The organism is Scandinavium lactucae (genome assembly GCF_033843265.1).
In the GTDB taxonomy this organism is placed as follows: domain Bacteria; phylum Pseudomonadota; class Gammaproteobacteria; order Enterobacterales; family Enterobacteriaceae; genus Scandinavium; species Scandinavium lactucae.
In genome coordinates this window covers 79,178-97,940 of record NZ_JAWXRD010000001.1, presented here as the reverse complement: position 1 = coordinate 97,940, position 18,763 = coordinate 79,178, and the positions used below count along the sequence as shown (strand labels likewise).

Here is an 18,763-nt window from a genome sequence, read left to right as displayed (position 1 = left end):
ATGCCCGGCGGCGTAAGCCACCGGGCAATGGCAACAAAATTACTCGATCCGCGTCGCCCGCAGCAGCGTCTCCAGTGGAGTCACCGCCGCAATCACCACTTCATCCTGGGTTTTCGCCGCTTCATCAAGCTGCGTCTGAATCGACGCATATTCCTTGTCATCCAGCGTGCCCTGCCGCGCCACCAGATCGGTTAACCGTAGCCCCAACGCCGCCAGTTTATCCACCTGTAACGCTACCGGTTTGATGGCCGACAACTGATAATTACCGTCAGTCAGCAGTAGCACGTCTGCGGTATTGTTCTGCCAGCGGGTAAAGACGTGACGCAGCGCATCGGCGCTCTCATTATCTTCCGCATCGCTGACCAGATTATCTGCCCACTCGTTGAGATGGCGCACGGTGTTGCTCTCAGCCGGTAAGGCGTCGGCAAAGCGGTTCAGCGGCTCAAACTGGTGATAATTTCCGGCCTGGAATTTCAGATGCTGACGGGTGTAGTACTGCGCCGGTTCAATCGCCTGGGCTAAAATCTGCAACGGCAACGTGTTGCCGCCGTTCGCCAGACGGGTAAACTGCACCCGCTGTTGGGTATGCTGTTGCAGCCCAACCGATACCGTCGACCAGCCGTCGATGGCCTGTAAACGCTGATACATGTTGTCAGTGTCATTCACGTCCTTCGCCGACCACAGCCGTTCCGCCACCACAAATCCACGCGGCCACAGGCGGATATCCAGCACCGGCGCGACGATATTTTCTGCCCACAGCGCGGCTTCCCCCCCGAGCAGATTTTTCTGTTGCGCCTCGTCTGGCACGACCGGCTGAATGCCTGGAGGAACGTCGTCCAGCCGCTCGCCGGTGATCGGATAACGGACGTTACCCACCAGGAAATAGCCTTTCAGCCGATCGTCGTGAATGCTGAGCACCGGGCGCGTTTCGCCCATCCACGTATCGACCGTGAAGGTGACCTGGTCCGGGCTGAGCCATTCGATATCGCCCACCGCACGGCGGGATTTGCCTTTAAAATCAATAAATCCACGCCACTCCTGGGAGCCTTTCACCAGGGTAAAGCTGCCTTCCACCGGGCTGCCTTTCAGGCGCGGCATGCTGAACGTCCAGCTCTGGGCGCTGTCGGCATCGCTGATGTTATCCACGCCGTTCAGGCCCTGCGGCACAATTTCATTGCGATAATGATAGGCCGCACTTTGCGGCTGATCGAGGTAGAACCCGGTGGAAAGAATGCCTTTGTAGCCATTTTTCGCCGCCTCGCCGAGCGCATCCTGCCCTTGCCAGGACTGGATCAGAATACTTTTCGGCAGATCTGGGTGGTAAATCTCGTCCCAGCCAACCATCTGGCGATGGTGTTTTTCAAGGATCGTTTCCAGTTTGCGGTTGAAATATGCCTGCAACGCATGACTATCGGCCAGCTTGTTGTCCTGCATAAATTTTTGAATCGCCGGATTGGTCTTCCACTGGGTGTCATCCACCTCATCGCCGCCGATGTGCAGATACGGATCGGGGAAGATGGCCGTCAGTTCGCCGATGATCGCATCGGCAAAGCTATAAGTGGCGTCTTTGGTCGGATCGAGTACCGGTTTCAGCACCCCCCAGTGGCGCTCCATTTCATACGGGCCCGGCGCACTCATCAGTTCCGGATAGGCCACCGCAATCGCCGAGGCATGGCCCGGCATATCGATTTCCGGCACCACGCGAATGCCGCGGTCCGCCGCGTAGCGCACGATGTCCTTCATCTGCGCCGGGGTGTAGAACTTGCCGTCGCTGGCCAGCTGCTGCAATTTCGGGTAGCGGGTCGAGGCAAAACGCCAGCCCTGATCGTCGCTCAGGTGCCAGTGGAAGACGTTCAGTTTTGCCGCCGCCATGCCGTCGAGCTGACGTTTAATATCTTCGATGGGCAGGAAGTGACGCGCAGAATCCAGCAGCACGCCACGCCACGGGAAGCGTGGGGCATCATCGATGGTGACATACGGAATGGCGGTGTTATCCGGCCCGTTCTGAATCAGTTGCAGCAGGGTTTCCATCCCATGTAGCGCGCCAAAGCGGGTGTTGGCGGTGAGCTTCACCCCACTTTCATTCACCACCAGCTTATAACTTTCATCGCTGTCCGGTCGGGGAACGGCGGGCACTTTGCGGGCGATAATGATATCAATGGTCGGGGTTTTCGCGGGGCCGTTTTGCGGCATCATTTCCCAGCCGGTCTGGCGGGAAATTCGCTCACGCAGACGGGTCACCGCCTCGCCCAAATCGTCACCGCGTAAATTGATGGTCAGCTGATTATTCAGCACCAGCGCCCCCTGGGTGGCCGGGCGTTCAAGCTGCGCTGGCCAGGGCATCAGGGGTAAATCTCCGGCAGGCGTTGCCAGCGCAAAGCCGCTCAATAACAGTCCAGTCGTCAACACGCTGTAGCGCACAGTTTTAAACATGGGGATTCCTTTATGACGGGCCAAAAAAAGGCAATCCAATGAGGTAACATGCGCCGATTTGAGGGTCAAGAGTGAAGTGCGGTCTGCGACCCTCTCCCTATAGGGGAGAGGGTCGAGTGAGGGGAAAATTACTGCCAGCCATACCGACGGGCGTAGAAGCCTTTCACCAGTTGGGTCAACGTCATGTAACCCACCAGGATGGCCACCAGCCACGGGAAGTAGGCCAGCGGCAGCGCCTGTAACGACAGATACGACGCCAACGGCGAGAACGGCAGCGCGATACCAACCGCCATCACCACCAGGGTCATCACCATCAGCGGCCACGCAGCGCGGCTCTGGATGAACGGAATGCGCCGGGTACGGATCATATGCACAATCAGCGTCTGCGACAGCAGCCCGACCACGAACCAGCCAGACTGGAACAGCGTCTGGTGCTCAGGGGTGTTGGCGTGGAACACAAACCACATCAGGCAAAACGTCAGAATGTCGAAAATGGAGCTGATAGGGCCGAAGAAAATCATAAAGCGTCCCAAATCCGCCGGATTCCAGCGCTGCGGTTTCTGGATTTGCTCATCATCGACGTTATCAAACGGGATCGCCACCTGGGATACATCGTACAGCAGGTTCTGAATCAGTAAGTGCAACGGCAGCATTGGCAGGAACGGCAGGAAGGCGCTCGCCACCAACACGCTGAAGACGTTACCGAAGTTAGAACTGGCGGTCATTTTGATGTATTTCAGCATGTTGGCGAAGGTACGGCGGCCTTCAATGACCCCTTCTTCCAGCACCATCAGGCTTTTTTCCAGCAGGATAATATCCGCCGCTTCACGGGCGATATCCACCGCACCGTCGACGGAAATCCCGATATCCGCCGCGCGCAACGCCGGGGCATCGTTGATGCCGTCGCCCATAAAGCCGACCACGTGACCTTCGCGTTTCAGCAGGGTCACGATGCGCTCTTTATGCATCGGCGTCAGGCGAGCAAACAAGGTGGTGCGTTTGGCCAGCTCCGCCAGCGCATCGTCGCTCATCGCATCAAGGCTGCTGCCGACCACCACCTCCCCCGCATCCAGCCCGACTTCGTAGCACACTTTCGCTGCCACCAGCTCGCTGTCCCCGGTGAGAATTTTCACGGTGATGCCGCTGGCCTTCAGCGCTTTCAGCGCCGGAGCGGTGGTTTCTTTCGGCGGATCGAGGAACGCAATATAGCCTTCGAGGATCAGGTCCGACTCATCTGTGCGCTGATAATCCTCTTCCTGGGCAGGCAGGTATTTGGTCGCCACCGCCACCACCCGCAGGCCCTGACGGTTCAGGGTATCGGTCACGCGTTTGATACGACGCAGCATGGTGTCATCCAGCGGCACGATTTCGCCGTTGTAACGCACCTGGGTCGAAACATTGAGAATTTCCTGCAACGCGCCTTTGCAAACCAGCAGGTAGACATCGCTGTGCTCGGCCACCACCACCGACATCCGGCGGCGTTCGAAATCAAACGGGATCTCGTCGATTTTCTGCCAGCGTTTGGACAGGCTACGCGCCGACTCCTGGTCCACGCCTTCCAGCACCGCGACATCCAGCAGGTTTTTCAGCCCGGTTTGATAATGGCTGTTGAGCCAGGCGCTGTGCAGCACGCGTTCGCTGGTTTTTCCGGACACATCGGTGTGGTTTTCCAGCACGATTTTGTCCTGCGTCAGGGTGCCGGTTTTGTCGGTGCAGAGGATATCCATCGCGCCAAAGTTCTGAATGGCATCGAGGTGTTTGACGATAACTTTCTGCTTCGACAGCTTCACCGCCCCGCGCGCCAGGGTCGAGGTGACGATCATCGGCAGCATTTCCGGGGTCAGGCCGACGGCTACCGACAGCGCGAACAGCGCCGCCTCCCACCAGTCGCCTTTGGTGTAGCCGTTAATTAACAGCACCACCGGAGCCATCACCAGCATAAAACGGATCAGCAACATGCTGACGCGACTGATGCCTTTCTGGAACGCATTCTGTTCGTTTGGCTGTTCGCTCACGCGCCCGGCCAACTGACCAAACCAGGTATTGCCGCCGGTGGCGAAGACAATCGCCTGCGCCGAGCCGCTGACCACGTTGGTGCCCATAAAGCACAGGGTATCGCTTTCCAGCGGGTTGTTTTGCTGCGGATGGCGGCTACGCGCCACTTTTTCTACCGGCAGCGATTCCCCGGTCAACGACGCCTGCGCCACGAACAGATCGCGCGCCTGGAACACCCGCAGATCCGCCGGGATCATATCGCCTGCCGACAGTTTAATGATGTCGCCCTGCACCAGCTGATCGATAGGGATCTCCAGCCAACGGCTTTCCCCCTGCTCGTTCACCACGCGCAGTACCGTGGCGGTGTTGCTCACCATCGCCTTCAGCGCATCCGCCGCTTTGGTGGATCGCGCTTCCTGCACGAAGTTCAGCAGGGTCGAGATCCCAACCATCAGGGCGATCACCCCAGCGGCAAACAGGTCTTCCGTGGCATAGGAAATGATGCCGAGAAGGGTCAGCAGCAGGTTGAACGGATTGCGATAGCACAGCCACAAATGCACCCACCACGGCGACGGTTTTTGCGCCGGAATGATGTTGCTGCCGTGCTGTTCGCGGGCGTCTTCTACTTCAGATGCATTCAGCCCTTCCGGGTGACTGTTGAACGCGCGCCAGATTTCGTTTTCATCCATCGCCGCAACGTTCAGGCACTGCGTGCTCAACGAATCCGGGATCGGGGTGGCGGCCAGGGTTTTGCCGTCCGGGAGCGGATCGCGGCTGACCAGACGGTGTGGCAGGTGGCGGCTAAGCGTGTCGAGCAGCTGCCGGGTGATGTTTTTCAGCATAATAAGTCCCTCAGCGCTCACCGTTCGGCGATCGCGAGTCTTTTTCAGGCACAGCAAGGCGTGCCTGAAGGGCACTTAACTTTTAAACAGGGACTTCAACGAATTGACGTCACTGCCTCACGCGTCGTCCGACAAGGCAGTGCAAAGACAGGCTTACCGGACGAAAATGTTGCTCCATCGATGATGGGAAGTGGGATCAGGATCCATACAGCCTCCGGTAAGTGAAGAAACGCCACGCGCTTTCGGTGCATAAAATGACACTGCGTAGCGACAATGCCAGTATCATAGACCCCGTTTCCTAAACGGAACGTATACCAGACTTTACCCATTGAACTGTTTCTCGGCGCGTTTACGCTTATAATCACACCGCCATCGCTGACACGGGAAAAAAGGATGCAAAACCGGCTGACCATCAAAGACATTGCACGCTTAAGCGGCGTCGGAAAATCGACCGTCTCTCGTGTTCTGAATAACGAAAGTGGCGTCAGCCAGCGCACCCGTGAACGGGTGGAAGCGGTGATGAATCAGCACGACTTTTCCCCATCCCGTTCGGCGCGCGCGATGCGCGGTCAGAGCGATAAAGTGGTGGCGATTATCATGAGCCGTCTGGATTCGCTGTCGGAAAACCTCGCGGTGCAGACCATGCTCCCGGCGTTTTATGAACAGGGTTACGACCCTATCATGATGGAGAGCCAGTTCTCGGCGGAGAAAGTCGCCGAGCACCTCGGGATGTTGCAGCGCCGCAATATCGACGGCGTGGTGCTGTTTGGCTTTACCGGCATCACCGACGCGATGTTAACCCCGTGGCGCGACACCCTGGTGATGCTAGCGCGCGATGCCAAAGGCATTGCCTCGGTGTGCTACGACGACGAAGGGGCGATCACCCTGCTGATGCAGCGCCTGTACGATAAAGGCCACCGCCATATCAGCTATCTCGGTGTGCCGCACAGCGATGTCACCACCGGCAAACGCCGTCACGATGCATATCTCGCCTTCTGCAAAAAACACAAGCTGCACCCGGTTGCCGCCCTCCCCGGCCTGGCGATGAAACAGGGCTATGACGCGGTGGCCAGCGTCACCCATGCCGAGACCACCGCCCTGGTGTGCGCCACCGACACCCTGGCGCTCGGGGCCAGCAAATATCTTCAGGAACAGCGTAACGACACCCTGCAACTGGCAAGCGTCGGCAACACCCCGCTGATGAAGTTCCTGCACCCGGAAATCGTCACCGTCGATCCCGGCTACGGCGAGGCCGGACGTCAGGCTGCGCACCAGCTGATCGAGCAGATCAACGGTCGCGCCGCGCCGCAGCAGCTGGTTATCCCGGCCGCCCTGGCCTGATCCCTTCCTGCCTGTTCATAACGAATTATTGTGATCCTCGCCTGATTTCGGGAACGTTCCCATTTTCCAAAATAAGCGAAACGGATAGGCTTGCGTCCAGGTCATTACTCTCTTCTTGAGGCTTCACGATGAGCAAGGTCAAACAACAGGATATCGACAGCCTGATCGAGCTGGTCGGCGGTCGCGACAATATCGCCACCGTCAGCCACTGCATTACGCGCCTGCGTTTTGTACTCAACGATCCGGCCAAAGCCAACCCGAAAGCCATCGAAGCATTGCCGATGGTCAAAGGCTGTTTCACCAACGCCGGGCAGTTCCAGGTGGTGATCGGCACCGAAGTCGGTGATTACTACAAGGTGCTGATCGCCAGCACTGGTCAGGCATCGGCAGATAAAGAGCAGGCCAAACTCGCGGCGCGCCAGAACATGAAATGGCATGAGCGGATGATCTCGCACTTCGCGGAAATCTTCTTCCCACTGCTGCCAGCGCTGATCAGTGGCGGTCTGATCCTTGGATTCCGTAACGTGATCGGCGATGTGCCGATGAGTAACGGCCAGACCCTGGCGCAGATCTATCCCGGCCTGAAAACCCTGTATGACTTCCTGTGGCTGATTGGCGAGGCTATCTTCTTCTATCTGCCGGTCGGCATCTGCTGGTCTGCGGTCAAGAAAATGGGCGGGACGCCGATCCTCGGCATCGTGCTTGGCGTGACGCTGGTTTCCCCGCAGCTGATGAACGCCTACGAACTCGGGAGCAAAATCCCGGAGGTCTGGAACTTCGGCCTGTTTGCGATTGAGAAAGTCGGCTATCAGGCGCAGGTGATCCCGGCGCTGCTGGCGGGCCTGGCGCTCGGCATGATTGAAACGCGCCTGAAGCGGATCGTGCCTGATTATCTGTACCTGGTGGTGGTCCCGGTGTGTTCGCTGATCCTCGCAGTATTCCTGGCCCATGCCTTTATCGGTCCGTTTGGCCGCTGGGTTGGCGACGGCGTGGCCTATGCGGTACGTCACCTGATGACCGGCAGCTTCGCGCCGATTGGTGCCGCTTTGTTCGGCTTCCTGTATGCGCCATTGGTGATCACCGGCGTGCATCAGACCACCCTCGCCATCGACATGCAGATGATTCAGAGCATGGGCGGGACGCCGGTGTGGCCGCTGATTGCGCTGTCTAACATTGCCCAGGCTTCTGCGGTGGTCGGGATCATTATCTGTAGCAAGAAACACAACGAGCGTGAGATTTCGGTTCCAGCCGCGATTTCCGCCTTCCTCGGCGTGACCGAACCGGCGATGTACGGCATCAACCTCAAATACCGTTTCCCAATGCTGTGCGCAATGGTCGGCTCCGGCCTGGCGGGTTTACTCTGCGGCCTGAGCGGCGTGATGGCCAATGGCATCGGCGTCGGTGGCCTGCCGGGCATCCTCTCCATTCAGCCAACCTACTGGCAGGTTTATGCCCTGGCGATGGCAATTGCGGTGATTATCCCGATTGTCCTCACCACGGTGGTGTACCAGCGTAAGTTCCGTCAGGGCACGCTGCAAATCGTTTAACTTCTTTTGGGGCGCGCTTGCGCCCCTTCTGTTTTTGACCAGGAAAGCCTTATGAACAACCTTCCTCAGTGGTGGCAAAACGGCGTCATCTACCAGATCTATCCAAAAAGTTTCCAGGACACCACCGGCAGCGGCACCGGCGATTTACGCGGCGTCACCCTGCGTCTGGATTACCTGAAAACGCTTGGGATTGATGCAATCTGGCTGACACCGTTTTATGTCTCTCCGCAGGTGGATAACGGCTATGACGTGGCGAATTACACCGCCATCGACCCGGCCTACGGCACGCTGGAAGACTTCGATGAACTGGTGGCAGAAGCCAGGTCGCGCGGAATTCGGATCGTGCTGGACATGGTGCTGAACCACTCCTCGACGCAGCATCCGTGGTTCCAGGCCTCGCTCAACCCGGACAGCCCGTATCGTCAGTTCTATATCTGGCGCGACGGGAAATCGGGCGAGTTGCCGAATAACTGGCGCTCCAAGTTTGGCGGCAACGCCTGGCAGTGGCACGCCGAAAGCGAACAGTATTTTCTGCACCTGTTCGCGCCTGAACAGGCGGACCTCAACTGGGAAAACCCGCAAGTTCGCGCCGAATTGAAAAAGGTCTGCGAATTCTGGGCCGATCGCGGGGTAGATGGCCTGCGCCTCGACGTGGTGAACCTGATTTCTAAAGACCAGGATTTCCCGAGCGATCCGGTCGGCGACGGGCGCTGTTTCTACACCGACGGCCCGCGCGTGCACGAATTTCTGCAAGAGATGAGCCGGGATGTGTTCACCCCGCGCGACCTGATGACGGTGGGCGAAATGTCCTCTACCACCCTCGATAACTGCCAGCAGTACGCCTCCCTCGATGGCAGCGAGCTGTCGATGACCTTTAACTTCCATCATCTCAAGGTCGACTATCCGGGCGGGGAAAAGTGGACCCTCGCCAAACCGGATTACGTGGCGCTGAAAGCCCTGTTCAGCCATTGGCAGCAGGGAATGCACAACGTGGCGTGGAACGCGCTGTTCTGGTGTAACCACGACCAGCCGCGCATCGTGTCGCGCTTTGGCGATGAAGGTGAATACCGCGTTCCGGCGGCAAAAATGCTGGCAATGGTGCTGCATGGGATGCAGGGCACGCCGTACATCTATCAGGGCGAAGAGATTGGCATGACCAATCCGCACTTTTCGCGCATCACCGATTATCGCGATGTCGAAAGCCATAACATGTTCGCCGAACTGCGTGCTCAGGGCTTTGATGCCGACGAGCTGCTGGCGATCCTGGCCAGTAAATCGCGCGACAACAGCCGGACCCCAATGCAGTGGAGCCGCGATACTCACGCCGGGTTTACCACCGGAGAACCCTGGATAAGCCTCGCCGATAATGTGCAGGAGGTTAACGTCCAGGCGGCGCTGAAAGATGCGGATTCGGTGTTCTACACCTATCAGCGGCTGATCGCCCTGCGTAAAAACGAACCGCTGCTGACCTGGGGCAGCTATCAGGATTTACAGCCGGAGCATCCGTTCCTGTGGTGCTATCGCCGTGAATGGCAGGGGCAGACGCTGTTGGTGGTGGCGAACCTGAGCCGGGACAGCCAGCCGTGGCAACCGGAAGCCGTCGACGGCGAGTGGGAGGTGGCGATCGGCAACTACCCGAACGTCGGTGCTCAACCGGGCGCGATGACCCTGCGCCCGTTTGAAGCGGTGTGGTGGATCCAGAAGTAAGCCGGTAAATCGCCCGGTGGCGCTGCGCTTACCGGGCCTACCGAACCTGTGGGCCAGGCAAGCTACGCGCCGCCGGGCGCTTCTGCGGTGACCGCCGTTTCTTTCTGTTGCGACGCGTGTTCCTCTTTGGCTTTAAGTTTGTCCCAGGCGCGGAAGAACGGATAGTAAATCACCAGCGAAATCCCGAGGTTCACCGCCTGCAACACCGTGCCGGAAATATGCCCCCCGGTGGCCAGATAGCCACTGATGAAAATCGGGGTGGTGAACGGCAGCGCGATCCCCGCAGGCGGTGCCACCAGCCCGGTCGCCATCGCGGTGTAGCTGACAATCACCAGCAGTACCGGGGTCAGAATAAACGGCAGGAAGAAGTACGGGTTCATCACCAGCGGAATGCCAAACACCATCGGCTCGCTGATATTAAACAGCGCGGCCGGGGCGGCGATTTTACCCAGCTGTTTCATCTGCGCACTGCGGCTGCGCAGCACCATGAAAATCACCAGCCCTAACAGCGCCCCCGTCCCGCCCGGGGCAATCCACAGGTCATAGAATTGTTGGGTGATGATGTGCGGAATCGGCTGCCCGTTCTGGAAGGCGGTCAGGTTTTCCGCCATGTTCGACAGCCACACCGGCTGAATGAACACCAGTACAATGGCGTCGCCATGCAGACCGAGCGTCCACAGAATGCCTATCAAAATCACCGACACAATCATCCCCGGCAGCGTGCCGCCGACATGATGCATCGGAATACCGATAATAGTCGCAATCATGCTGTTAATGTCACCGAACGGCGAGGCTTCCACCACCAGGCGCAGGGCCAGCACTACCGCCAGCACGCAGAACCCCGGCACCAGCGCGAGGAACGATTTCGCCACCGCTGGCGGCACGCCGTCCGGCATGCGGATAACCAGATTACGGCTGGCGACAAAGCGGTAAATTTCAGTGGAAAGCAGCGAAATCACAATCGCCACGAACAGCCCCTGGCTGCCCACCATACTGATGGGTAATACCCCTTTGACCACTTCTGCCGCCCCGTGTACCGGGGTGAACAGCGTATTCTGCGGGATGGTCATCACGAACGCCACCAGCGACATCGCCCCGGCGGTGAGCGGGTCCAGCGTGCGATACTTTTCCGCCAGACGGTAAGCAATGCCGAAGCTCGAAATCAGCGCCATGATGTCGTAGGTCGCCTTCACCGGATAGAGCATCTTATCGCGCCAGACGTCGCCGAACAGATGGCTCATCATGTCGGCATAACCCGGCACCGGCAGGTAGGCAAAAATCAGGAAAAATGAGCCAATTAGCATAAACGGCATATTTAATATGATGCCGTCCCGAACCGAGAGCACGTGCTTTTGCCCGGCGATTTTCAGCGCGACGGGCATGACATAGCGTTCAATGAGCGTAGTTTTTGACATGGTGAAACCCCGTCTTTATGCGTAAGAGAGCCGAGCTCAGTTAAATTGCGGTAACCACTGACGATTCAGGGTTAAAACTTCTGCCAGTAACGCCTGGGCGTCGGTGACATTGCCCACCAGCGGATTGGTCACCAACGCCAGCAGCGCGCTGTCCCGGCAGCCATGCACCGCCGCCTCAATGGTCAGGCGCTCGAAGGCTTTCACCTGCTGGGTCAGGCCATTCATCGCCGGAGGCAACGGGCCAAACGTAAGCGGACGTGCGCCCTGCGCGTCGATAATGCTGTTGGTTTCCACCACCGCATCGTCATCCAGCCCGTGAATAGCGCCGTTGTTGCGGGTGTTGACCACCATCTCTTTGCCGAGATTGTTATGAATGGCGTTGATCAACTCCACCGCCACTTCGGAATAGTACGCCCCGCCACGGAAGCTCAACTGTTCCGGCTTCTGGTCCAGATTCGGGTCGGCGTACAGCGCGAACAGCTCCTGCTCAACCTGCATCACCTGCTCCGCGCGGGTGCCTTTGCTTGTCGCCGCCTCAATCTCATCGGCCAGCATCGCGGGCGTCAGCCAGAAATAGCGGTGATACGGGCAAGGGATCGCCTTCAACGCCCGCAGGAAATCCGCAGGCCACGGCAGCTCTTTGATGTTATTCATCGACAGCGCGTTGCCGTCGCACAGCATCTCAATCACCTCGGCGGTGACGTCTTTCCGGTCCTGCATCACTTTGTGGATCCATACCATGTGGTTCAGCCCGGCAAAGCGCAGATTGAGCGTGGCTTCGTCGGCGTTGAGCATTTTGCCAATCATGTGCTGCATATTGATCGGCACATTGCACAGGCCGATGATTTTCGCCTTGCTGTAACGGCTCACCGCTTCGGTCACGATCCCCGCCGGGTTGGTGAAGTTGAGGATAAAGGCATCCGGGGCCAGTTCTTCGACCTTGCGCGCCACCTCGAGGATCACCGGAATAGTACGCAGCGCTTTGGCGAACCCGCCCACGCCGGTGGTCTCCTGACCGAGCAAATGGTATTTCAGCCCTAAGCGCTCGTCCTGCGCCCGCGCCGCCAGTTGGCCGACGCGCAGCTGGGTCAGCACAAAGTTAGCCCCGCGAATGGCAGCATCCAGCGTGAAGTGCACGCTCACCTGGACGTGTTCAAGCCCTTTATGTTTCAGCATTCGCCGGGTCAGCCCGGCAATGATCTCGACCTTTTCGCGGCCCGACTCGACGTCCACCAGCGCCAGCTCGGTGACCGGAAGCTGCTCGTAGCGCAGAATAATCCCTTCAATCAGTTCCGGGGTGTAGCTACTGCCGCCGCCGATGACGGCGATTTTTAAGGATGTCATGATGACCTCGTTTTCGGCACAGGGAAGCCCACGCGTGAACGCGAACGCCACGCGGATGTGCCGGTCAGCGTAAAAGGAAAATCAGGAAGCGATCAGGGCCAGGGCTTTGTCGAGCACCGCCGCACCGCGCATCAGGCCATAGTCGGCCATGTCGATCACCGCCACGGCCTTGCCCTGCGGCTCAGCGATGGCGGCGAGACGGGTAATTTCATATTTGACCTGCGGGCCAAGCAGCACCACGTCGGCTCCCGGCAGTTCACGTTCAAACTCAGCGACGGGGACGGCGTAGATATCCAAATCCAGCGCGCGCAGCTGGGCTTCGGCTTTCATTTTGTTGACCAGCATGCTGGTCGACATTCCGGCGGCACAGCATAAAACGATTCGTTGCATGAGATTCCCCTTCAGTCATTCATACGGCCAATAACGACACGCATGTCTATATTGTTAAGATTATGTAATGAAGCAGGCTATATGAAATTTATTTTCATGGATGTGATCAAGGCTCAATTTTTCATCATAACTTACGCGAGTGTTGACGAGATAACCTGCCAAAACGTAGGCACCATCGCAAATTGGTGGTATAAAAAGACCTATCCATAAGTGAAAAATATTTTCAAACCGTGACAGCGCGCAAAGGACAAAAGCCGATGGATATCGTGGGTCAACTACAGAATGGGATGAGTCGTTTTAGCACTCAGGAATCTCGCGTCGCGACGTTTATTCTGGAAAACATGAGCTTTACCGCCAGCGCGTCGATTGATGAACTGGCGGCGAAAGCAGGCGTCAGCCCGGCGACCATCACCCGCTTTGCCCGTTCGGTGGGCTGCGATGATATTCGCGACCTGCGTAAACAGCTGGCGCAGGCCAGCGAACGGCGTTCCACCTGGGTATCGGGCAATAGCCCGGCTCTGCCGTCCACCTGGCGAGACCGTTTCGACGTAATTAATCTGACGCTGACCCATCAGCTACAGCACACCAGCGAAGGGGCGGTCGAGAAGCTGAAAGCCCGGCTGCAAACCGCCCGCGCGGTACACTGTTTTGCCCTCGGCGAGCAGGATGTGCCGCTTGCGACACTGTTACAGCATCAGCTCCTGCCGCTCGGGATCGCCCTCAATCTTTGCCAGGATGGCAACCTGATGCGAATGATTGCCAGCACGCTCAGCGACGATCACCTCCTGTTGGTCCTCGCCACCGGTCCGGCTGACAACCTGCTGCAAAGCGCCACCTTGCAGGCCCGAATGCAGGGCGCGGCGATTTTCGCCCTCACGCCGCGCGATCATGCCCTGAGCAATATGGCCGCCGAGGTATTGCCCATCGCCCCCTCGCCCCAGGCCGCACGTTACGCGCTGCTGATGCTGGTCGATTTGCTCAACGACACCCTCATCGCGTGATCGACATCACAGCGCAGAGGGCGCTGTGAACATCTGATTTCGCTGCTTTTTTACCCACCTCAAACTCTCAGAAATTTCTAATTAAGCAGAACTGCCCATCTGCTGCGCTGTCCCATTTTTACTTTGTTCTGAATCAAAAAAATTGCAAACATGTTTAATGCATAGCACTACATATAGAACCTAAAATGCATGCTGACCCTATATATTGTATTAAACGATGGAGTGATCATGACACCGCATGTGATGAAAAGAGACGGCTGTAAAGCGCCTTTCAACTCAGCACGCATCCAGGAAGCTATCCTGCGTGCGGCTAACGCAGCGGGAGTCGATGACGCAGATTATTGCGCCACCGTCGCAGATATCGTCAGCGCCCAGATGCAGGGCCGCGAGCGCGTGGATATCAACGAAATCCAGACCGCGGTCGAAAACCAGCTGATGTCCGGTCCCTACAAACAGTTGGCGCGCGCCTATATCGAGTACCGCCACGACCGGGACGTCCAGCGTGAAAAGCGTGGCCGCCTGAATCAGGAAATTCGTGGCCTGGTGGAGCAGACCAACTCGGCGCTGCTCAACGAGAATGCCAACAAAGACAGTAAAGTGATCCCGACCCAGCGCGACCTGCTGGCGGGCATCGTCGCCAAGCACTATGCCCGTCAGCATTTGCTGCCGTACGACGTGGTGCAGGCGCACGAGCGCGGTGAAATCCATTACCACGACCTCGACTATTCGCCGTTCTTCCCGATGTTCAACTGCATGCTTATCGACCTGAAAGGCATGTTGACCCAGGGCTTCAAGATGGGGAACGCGGAAATCGAGCCGCCAAAATCCATCTCCACCGCCACTGCCGTGACCGCGCAGATCATCGCCCAGGTGGCAAGCCATATCTATGGCGGCACCACCATCAACCGTATCGATGAAGTGCTGGCCCCGTTCGTCACCGCCAGCTTTGAGAAACACCGTCGGACGGCGCAAGAGTGGCAGATCCCGGATGCCGACGGTTACGCCCACTCCCGCACCGAAAAAGAGTGCTACGACGCGTTCCAGTCGCTGGAATATGAAGTGAACACGCTGCACACCGCTAACGGCCAGACCCCGTTCGTGACCTTCGGTTTTGGTCTCGGCACCAGTTGGGAATCGCGGATGATCCAGCAGTCGATTCTGCGTAACCGCATTGCCGGACTGGGTAAAAACCGTAAAACCGCGGTATTCCCGAAGCTGGTATTTGCTATCCGCGACGGCCTGAACCACAAACCTGGCGACGCGAACTACGACATCAAACAGCTGGCGCTGGAGTGTGCAAGCAAGCGCATGTACCCGGATATCCTCAACTACGATCAGGTGGTGAACGTCACCGGTTCGTTCAAAACCCCGATGGGATGTCGCAGCTTCCTCGGCGTGTGGGAAAACGAGAACGGCGAGCAGGTGCATGAAGGCCGCAACAATATCGGTGTGATCAGCCTCAACCTGCCGCGCATTGCGCTGGAAGCCAAAGGCGACGAAGCCGCGTTCTGGACCCTGCTGGATGAGCGTTTGCAGCTCGCGCGGAAAGCGCTGATGACTCGCATCGCCCGTCTCGAAGGCGTCAAAGCGCGGGTGGCCCCTATCCTGTATATGGAAGGTGCCTGCGGCGTGCGTCTCAAAGCGGACGACGACGTGTCTGAAATTTTCAAAGACGGTCGCGCGTCGATTTCACTGGGTTACATCGGCATTCACGAAACCATCAATGCGCTGTTTGGCGATGCGCACATGTACGACAGCGAGGCCCTGCGTGCCAAAGGCGTTGCCATCGTGCAGCGTCTGCGTGATGCGGTCGATCGGTGGAAAGACGAAACCGGCTACGGCTTCAGCCTGTACAGCACCCCGAGTGAAAACCTGTGCGACCGCTTCTGCCGCCTCGATACCGCCGAATTCGGTCTGGTGGAAGGCGTGACCGACAAAGGCTATTACACCAACAGCTTCCACCTCGACGTCGAGAAGAAAGTTAACCCGTACGATAAGATTGATTTCGAAGCGGCATACCCGCCGATCGCTAACGGCGGCTTCATTTGCTACGGTGAATACCCGAACATCCAGCACAACCTCAAGGCGCTGGAAGACGTGTGGGATTACAGCTATCAGCACGTGCCGTATTACGGCACCAACACCCCGATCGACGAGTGCTACGAGTGCGGCTTCACCGGTGAGTTTGAATGCACCAGCAAAGGCTTCACCTGCCCGAAATGCGGCAACCACGACGCGGCTCGCGTCTCGGTGACCCGCCGCGTGTGCGGCTATTTAGGCAGCCCGGATGCCCGTCCGTTTAACGCCGGTAAGCAGGAAGAAGTGAAACGCCGCGTGAAACACCTCGGGAACGGACAGTTAGGCTAATGCGTTATCACCAGTATTATCCGGTCGACATCGTCAACGGGCCTGGCACCCGCTGCACCTTGTTCGTCTCCGGCTGCGTGCATGAATGCCCCGGGTGCTATAACAAAAGCACCTGGCGGCTAAATTCCGGGCTGCCGTTTACCGATGCAATGGCCGACAGGATCATCGCCGATCTGAACGACACCCGGGTCAAACGGCAGGGAATTTCGTTGTCAGGTGGCGATCCGCTGCATCCGCAAAACGTGCCGGAGATCCTGCGGCTGGTGAAACGTATTCGGGCCGAATGCCCGGGGAAAGATATCTGGGTCTGGACCGGCTATAAACTGGAAGAGCTAAGCGCGGAACAGCGGGAAGTGGTTGATCGGATCAACGTCCTGGTCGATGGCAAGTTTGTGCAGGACCTGAAAGATCCGGCGCTTATCTGGCGCGGCAGCAGCAATCAGGTGGTCCATCACCTGCGCTAGCCGGTCAGAAGCGGCTGACGCACTCCATCGCCACGCTTTTGAATTCGCTGAAGTTCTGACAGGTACACAGCCGGGTCATCGCCCGTTCACGCAGGAAGGTGACGAAAATATCGTAAATCGCCATCGCTTCTTCGTATTCGCTTTTGCTGATCGCCAGCAGGAAAATCACATGCGCGGTTTCGTCTCCCCAGGCAATGCCCTGGGGGGCCAGAACGGTGTACACCACGGTTTTCTTGGCCATCAGGCCTAAGGCGTGCGGGAGCGCGATGCCGTCACCGAGCATGGTGCTGACAATGGCTTCACGCTCAACCACCGAATCGACAAACTCACTATCGACAAACCCTTCCTCACGCAGCTGCTCGCACAGCTCGGCAAACAGCGTCTGACGGTCAACCGGCGCGTTGATAATGCGGAAGTGGCGGGCATCGAAGAACTTCTCCAGCATCCAGGGCCGGGTTCGATCCACCAGCACCAGCTTGCCAATTTGCTCTAACTGGTAGTCCGTCGGGAACGGCGACATTACCACCACCGGCTTATCTTTTTCGGCGATACGCACCGTCGACACCACAAAATCTTCGCTGATGCTGTCCCGCTGTTCGTACTCGCGCAGGGTGATGGTTTCGGTCATTTCGAGCTGCGCATACTTACGTTGCAGCACCGCTTCAATCATACGCACCATCGCATTCCCGGCGTCGCACACCAGCAGCACGCGCGGCTGGCGCTGATAGCCAATGTTGTAGTGACGCTCCAGCCCGACGCCGATGTGCAGCACCAGGAAACCCATTTCGTTTTCGCTGATGGTCCACGGGGTGTATTTGCTCCAGCCGGAGACCGCCGCCAGGGTCATATCCCACGCCATCGGATAGTGCTGCTTGATGTTATCCAGCAGCGGATTGGGGATCATAATCTGGTAGCGCACCCGGGTGATCATCGTTTTGATGTGGGTCAGCAGGTCGGCGTGTAGCTGCGCGTCGCTGAGCAGGTTGTAGTTATAGTGATTATTAATGTACTGGAGGATGTAGTTCACCAGCGCTTCGTCATCGTCGGCGTTAATCTGGCTGGGGGCAATGTCCTGCACCTGACGGGCGGCGATATGCACCCGCAACCAGTTTTCTTCCGATGCCGCCAGCGTTTTGCCCGCCAGCTGTTGAATCGCCGCCGCGATGTCGCGCGCGGCATGACGCACGTCGTCGGTTACGTCTTCGGCGCTAAATTCCGGCAGCGGGTAACCTTCGCTCACGCGACGGACCGCCACCGCGCAGTACAGGCGCACAAACAGTTCGCCTTCATCGGTCAGGCGAATGTGCCAGCGGTTAAAGACGTCCTGCAATACGCCAGCCAGCTGTTCCGGCACGCCCGCATTCAGGGCTTCCTGGCTGAGCAGCGGATTGGCGCTGTCCTGCTGGGCCAGCTGCCAGAGCAGGTCCGTCAGACAGGCGCGGATCGACATTTCGCTGCCGAACAGCTTCACCCCGTGTCGCGGTCGGGTTTCCAGGGTCAGCTGATAACGCGCCAGTCCTTCGCGAACTTCGGCCATATCACCCTGCAACGTCGCCCGGCTGATGAACCATTCATCGGCTAAATCTTCCAGCTTCAGCGAGAACGCCGAGGTCAGGAAGCGAACCATCAAATAATGCACCCGCTCGCTGCCGGTGCGCGGAATACGGAGCGTGCGCGGCCGGGTATCCTGCACCGACTGAAACAGCGTTGGATCGTCCACCCGCAGCTGATACCCGTAGCCACGGCTGAGAATAAACTGCGCCCCGTGCTGGGCCAGCAGCGCATTGAGTGCGGTGATATCGGCCCGAACGGTACGCGTGGAAACGGACAACCGCTGGGCGAGTTCATCCTGCGGCAGCGTTTCGTTTTGCAACATTTCAAACAGTTGCGCTAAGCGTTGATTCGGGAATCGCACTC

The 18,763-nt window shown here is 58.2% G+C and carries 13 protein-coding genes; 6 read left to right on the top strand and 7 right to left on the bottom strand.

All coding sequences use genetic code 11. The annotated features are described in order from the left end of the window. Positions 1 to 39: 39 nt before the first annotated feature. The 3 genes from SIK69_RS00450 to mgtL form a co-directional block, all read right to left on the bottom strand. Positions 40 to 2,433 (bottom strand): beta-N-acetylhexosaminidase, encoded by a 2,394-nt coding sequence (locus tag SIK69_RS00450; RefSeq protein ID WP_319785148.1) that lies wholly within the window; start codon positions 2,431 to 2,433, stop codon positions 40 to 42. A 128-nt stretch (positions 2,434 to 2,561) separates the two neighbouring features. Continuing rightward, a complete protein-coding gene (gene mgtA / locus SIK69_RS00445; protein WP_319785147.1) occupies positions 2,562 to 5,270 on the bottom strand; it encodes a magnesium-translocating P-type ATPase in 2,709 nt (902 codons plus the stop codon). Between the two features lie 153 nt (positions 5,271 to 5,423). Continuing rightward, a complete protein-coding gene (mgtL, locus tag SIK69_RS22885; protein ID WP_374941337.1) occupies positions 5,424 to 5,477 on the bottom strand; it encodes a mgtA regulatory leader peptide MgtL in 54 nt (17 codons plus the stop codon). A 186-nt stretch (positions 5,478 to 5,663) separates the two neighbouring features. Here mgtL and treR point away from each other — a divergent pair, with 186 nt between their 5' ends. The 3 genes from treR (at position 5,664) to treC (ending at position 9,865) form a co-directional block, all read left to right on the top strand. Further along, entirely contained in the window at positions 5,664 to 6,611 is a 948-nt protein-coding gene (gene treR, locus SIK69_RS00440; protein ID WP_319785146.1) for a trehalose operon repressor TreR, read from the top strand. A 128-nt stretch (positions 6,612 to 6,739) separates the two neighbouring features. After that, positions 6,740 to 8,158 (top strand): PTS trehalose transporter subunit IIBC, encoded by a 1,419-nt coding sequence (gene treB, locus SIK69_RS00435; RefSeq protein ID WP_319628370.1) that lies wholly within the window; start codon positions 6,740 to 6,742, stop codon positions 8,156 to 8,158. Positions 8,159 to 8,209: 51 nt separating this feature from the next. Then, positions 8,210 to 9,865, top strand: a complete 1,656-nt coding sequence (gene treC / locus SIK69_RS00430) for an alpha,alpha-phosphotrehalase (protein ID WP_319628371.1) — start codon at positions 8,210 to 8,212, stop codon at positions 9,863 to 9,865. A gap of 62 nt (positions 9,866 to 9,927) precedes the next feature. Here treC and celB read toward each other — a convergent pair whose 3' ends face one another. The 3 genes from celB to SIK69_RS00415 form a co-directional block, all read right to left on the bottom strand. Further along, positions 9,928 to 11,280, bottom strand: coding sequence for a PTS cellobiose transporter subunit IIC (gene celB / locus SIK69_RS00425; RefSeq protein WP_319628372.1), 1,353 nt, complete (start codon positions 11,278 to 11,280; stop codon positions 9,928 to 9,930). A 36-nt stretch (positions 11,281 to 11,316) separates the two neighbouring features. Next, complete coding sequence (locus tag SIK69_RS00420; RefSeq protein WP_319785144.1) at positions 11,317 to 12,624, bottom strand: 6-phospho-beta-glucosidase; 1,308 nt, start codon at positions 12,622 to 12,624, stop codon at positions 11,317 to 11,319. An 81-nt stretch (positions 12,625 to 12,705) separates the two neighbouring features. Continuing rightward, complete coding sequence (locus SIK69_RS00415; protein WP_319628374.1) at positions 12,706 to 13,014, bottom strand: PTS sugar transporter subunit IIB; 309 nt, start codon at positions 13,012 to 13,014, stop codon at positions 12,706 to 12,708. 257 nt (positions 13,015 to 13,271) lie between these two features. Here SIK69_RS00415 and SIK69_RS00410 point away from each other — a divergent pair, with 257 nt between their 5' ends. From SIK69_RS00410 to nrdG, 3 genes are all read left to right on the top strand, one after another. Then, a complete protein-coding gene (locus tag SIK69_RS00410) occupies positions 13,272 to 14,015 on the top strand; it encodes a MurR/RpiR family transcriptional regulator (protein ID WP_319628375.1) in 744 nt (247 codons plus the stop codon). A 228-nt stretch (positions 14,016 to 14,243) separates the two neighbouring features. Then, entirely contained in the window at positions 14,244 to 16,382 is a 2,139-nt protein-coding gene (nrdD, locus tag SIK69_RS00405; RefSeq protein ID WP_319785143.1) for an anaerobic ribonucleoside-triphosphate reductase, read from the top strand. Next, positions 16,382 to 16,846 (top strand): anaerobic ribonucleoside-triphosphate reductase-activating protein, encoded by a 465-nt coding sequence (gene nrdG / locus SIK69_RS00400; protein ID WP_319628377.1) that lies wholly within the window; start codon positions 16,382 to 16,384, stop codon positions 16,844 to 16,846. Before nrdD ends, nrdG begins: the two co-directional genes overlap by 1 nt. A 4-nt stretch (positions 16,847 to 16,850) precedes the next feature. Here the strand turns inward: nrdG and SIK69_RS00395 are convergent, their stop codons facing one another. After that, positions 16,851 to 18,761 (bottom strand): BglG family transcription antiterminator, encoded by a 1,911-nt coding sequence (locus SIK69_RS00395; RefSeq protein ID WP_319785142.1) that lies wholly within the window; start codon positions 18,759 to 18,761, stop codon positions 16,851 to 16,853. Positions 18,762 to 18,763 lie beyond the last annotated feature (2 nt).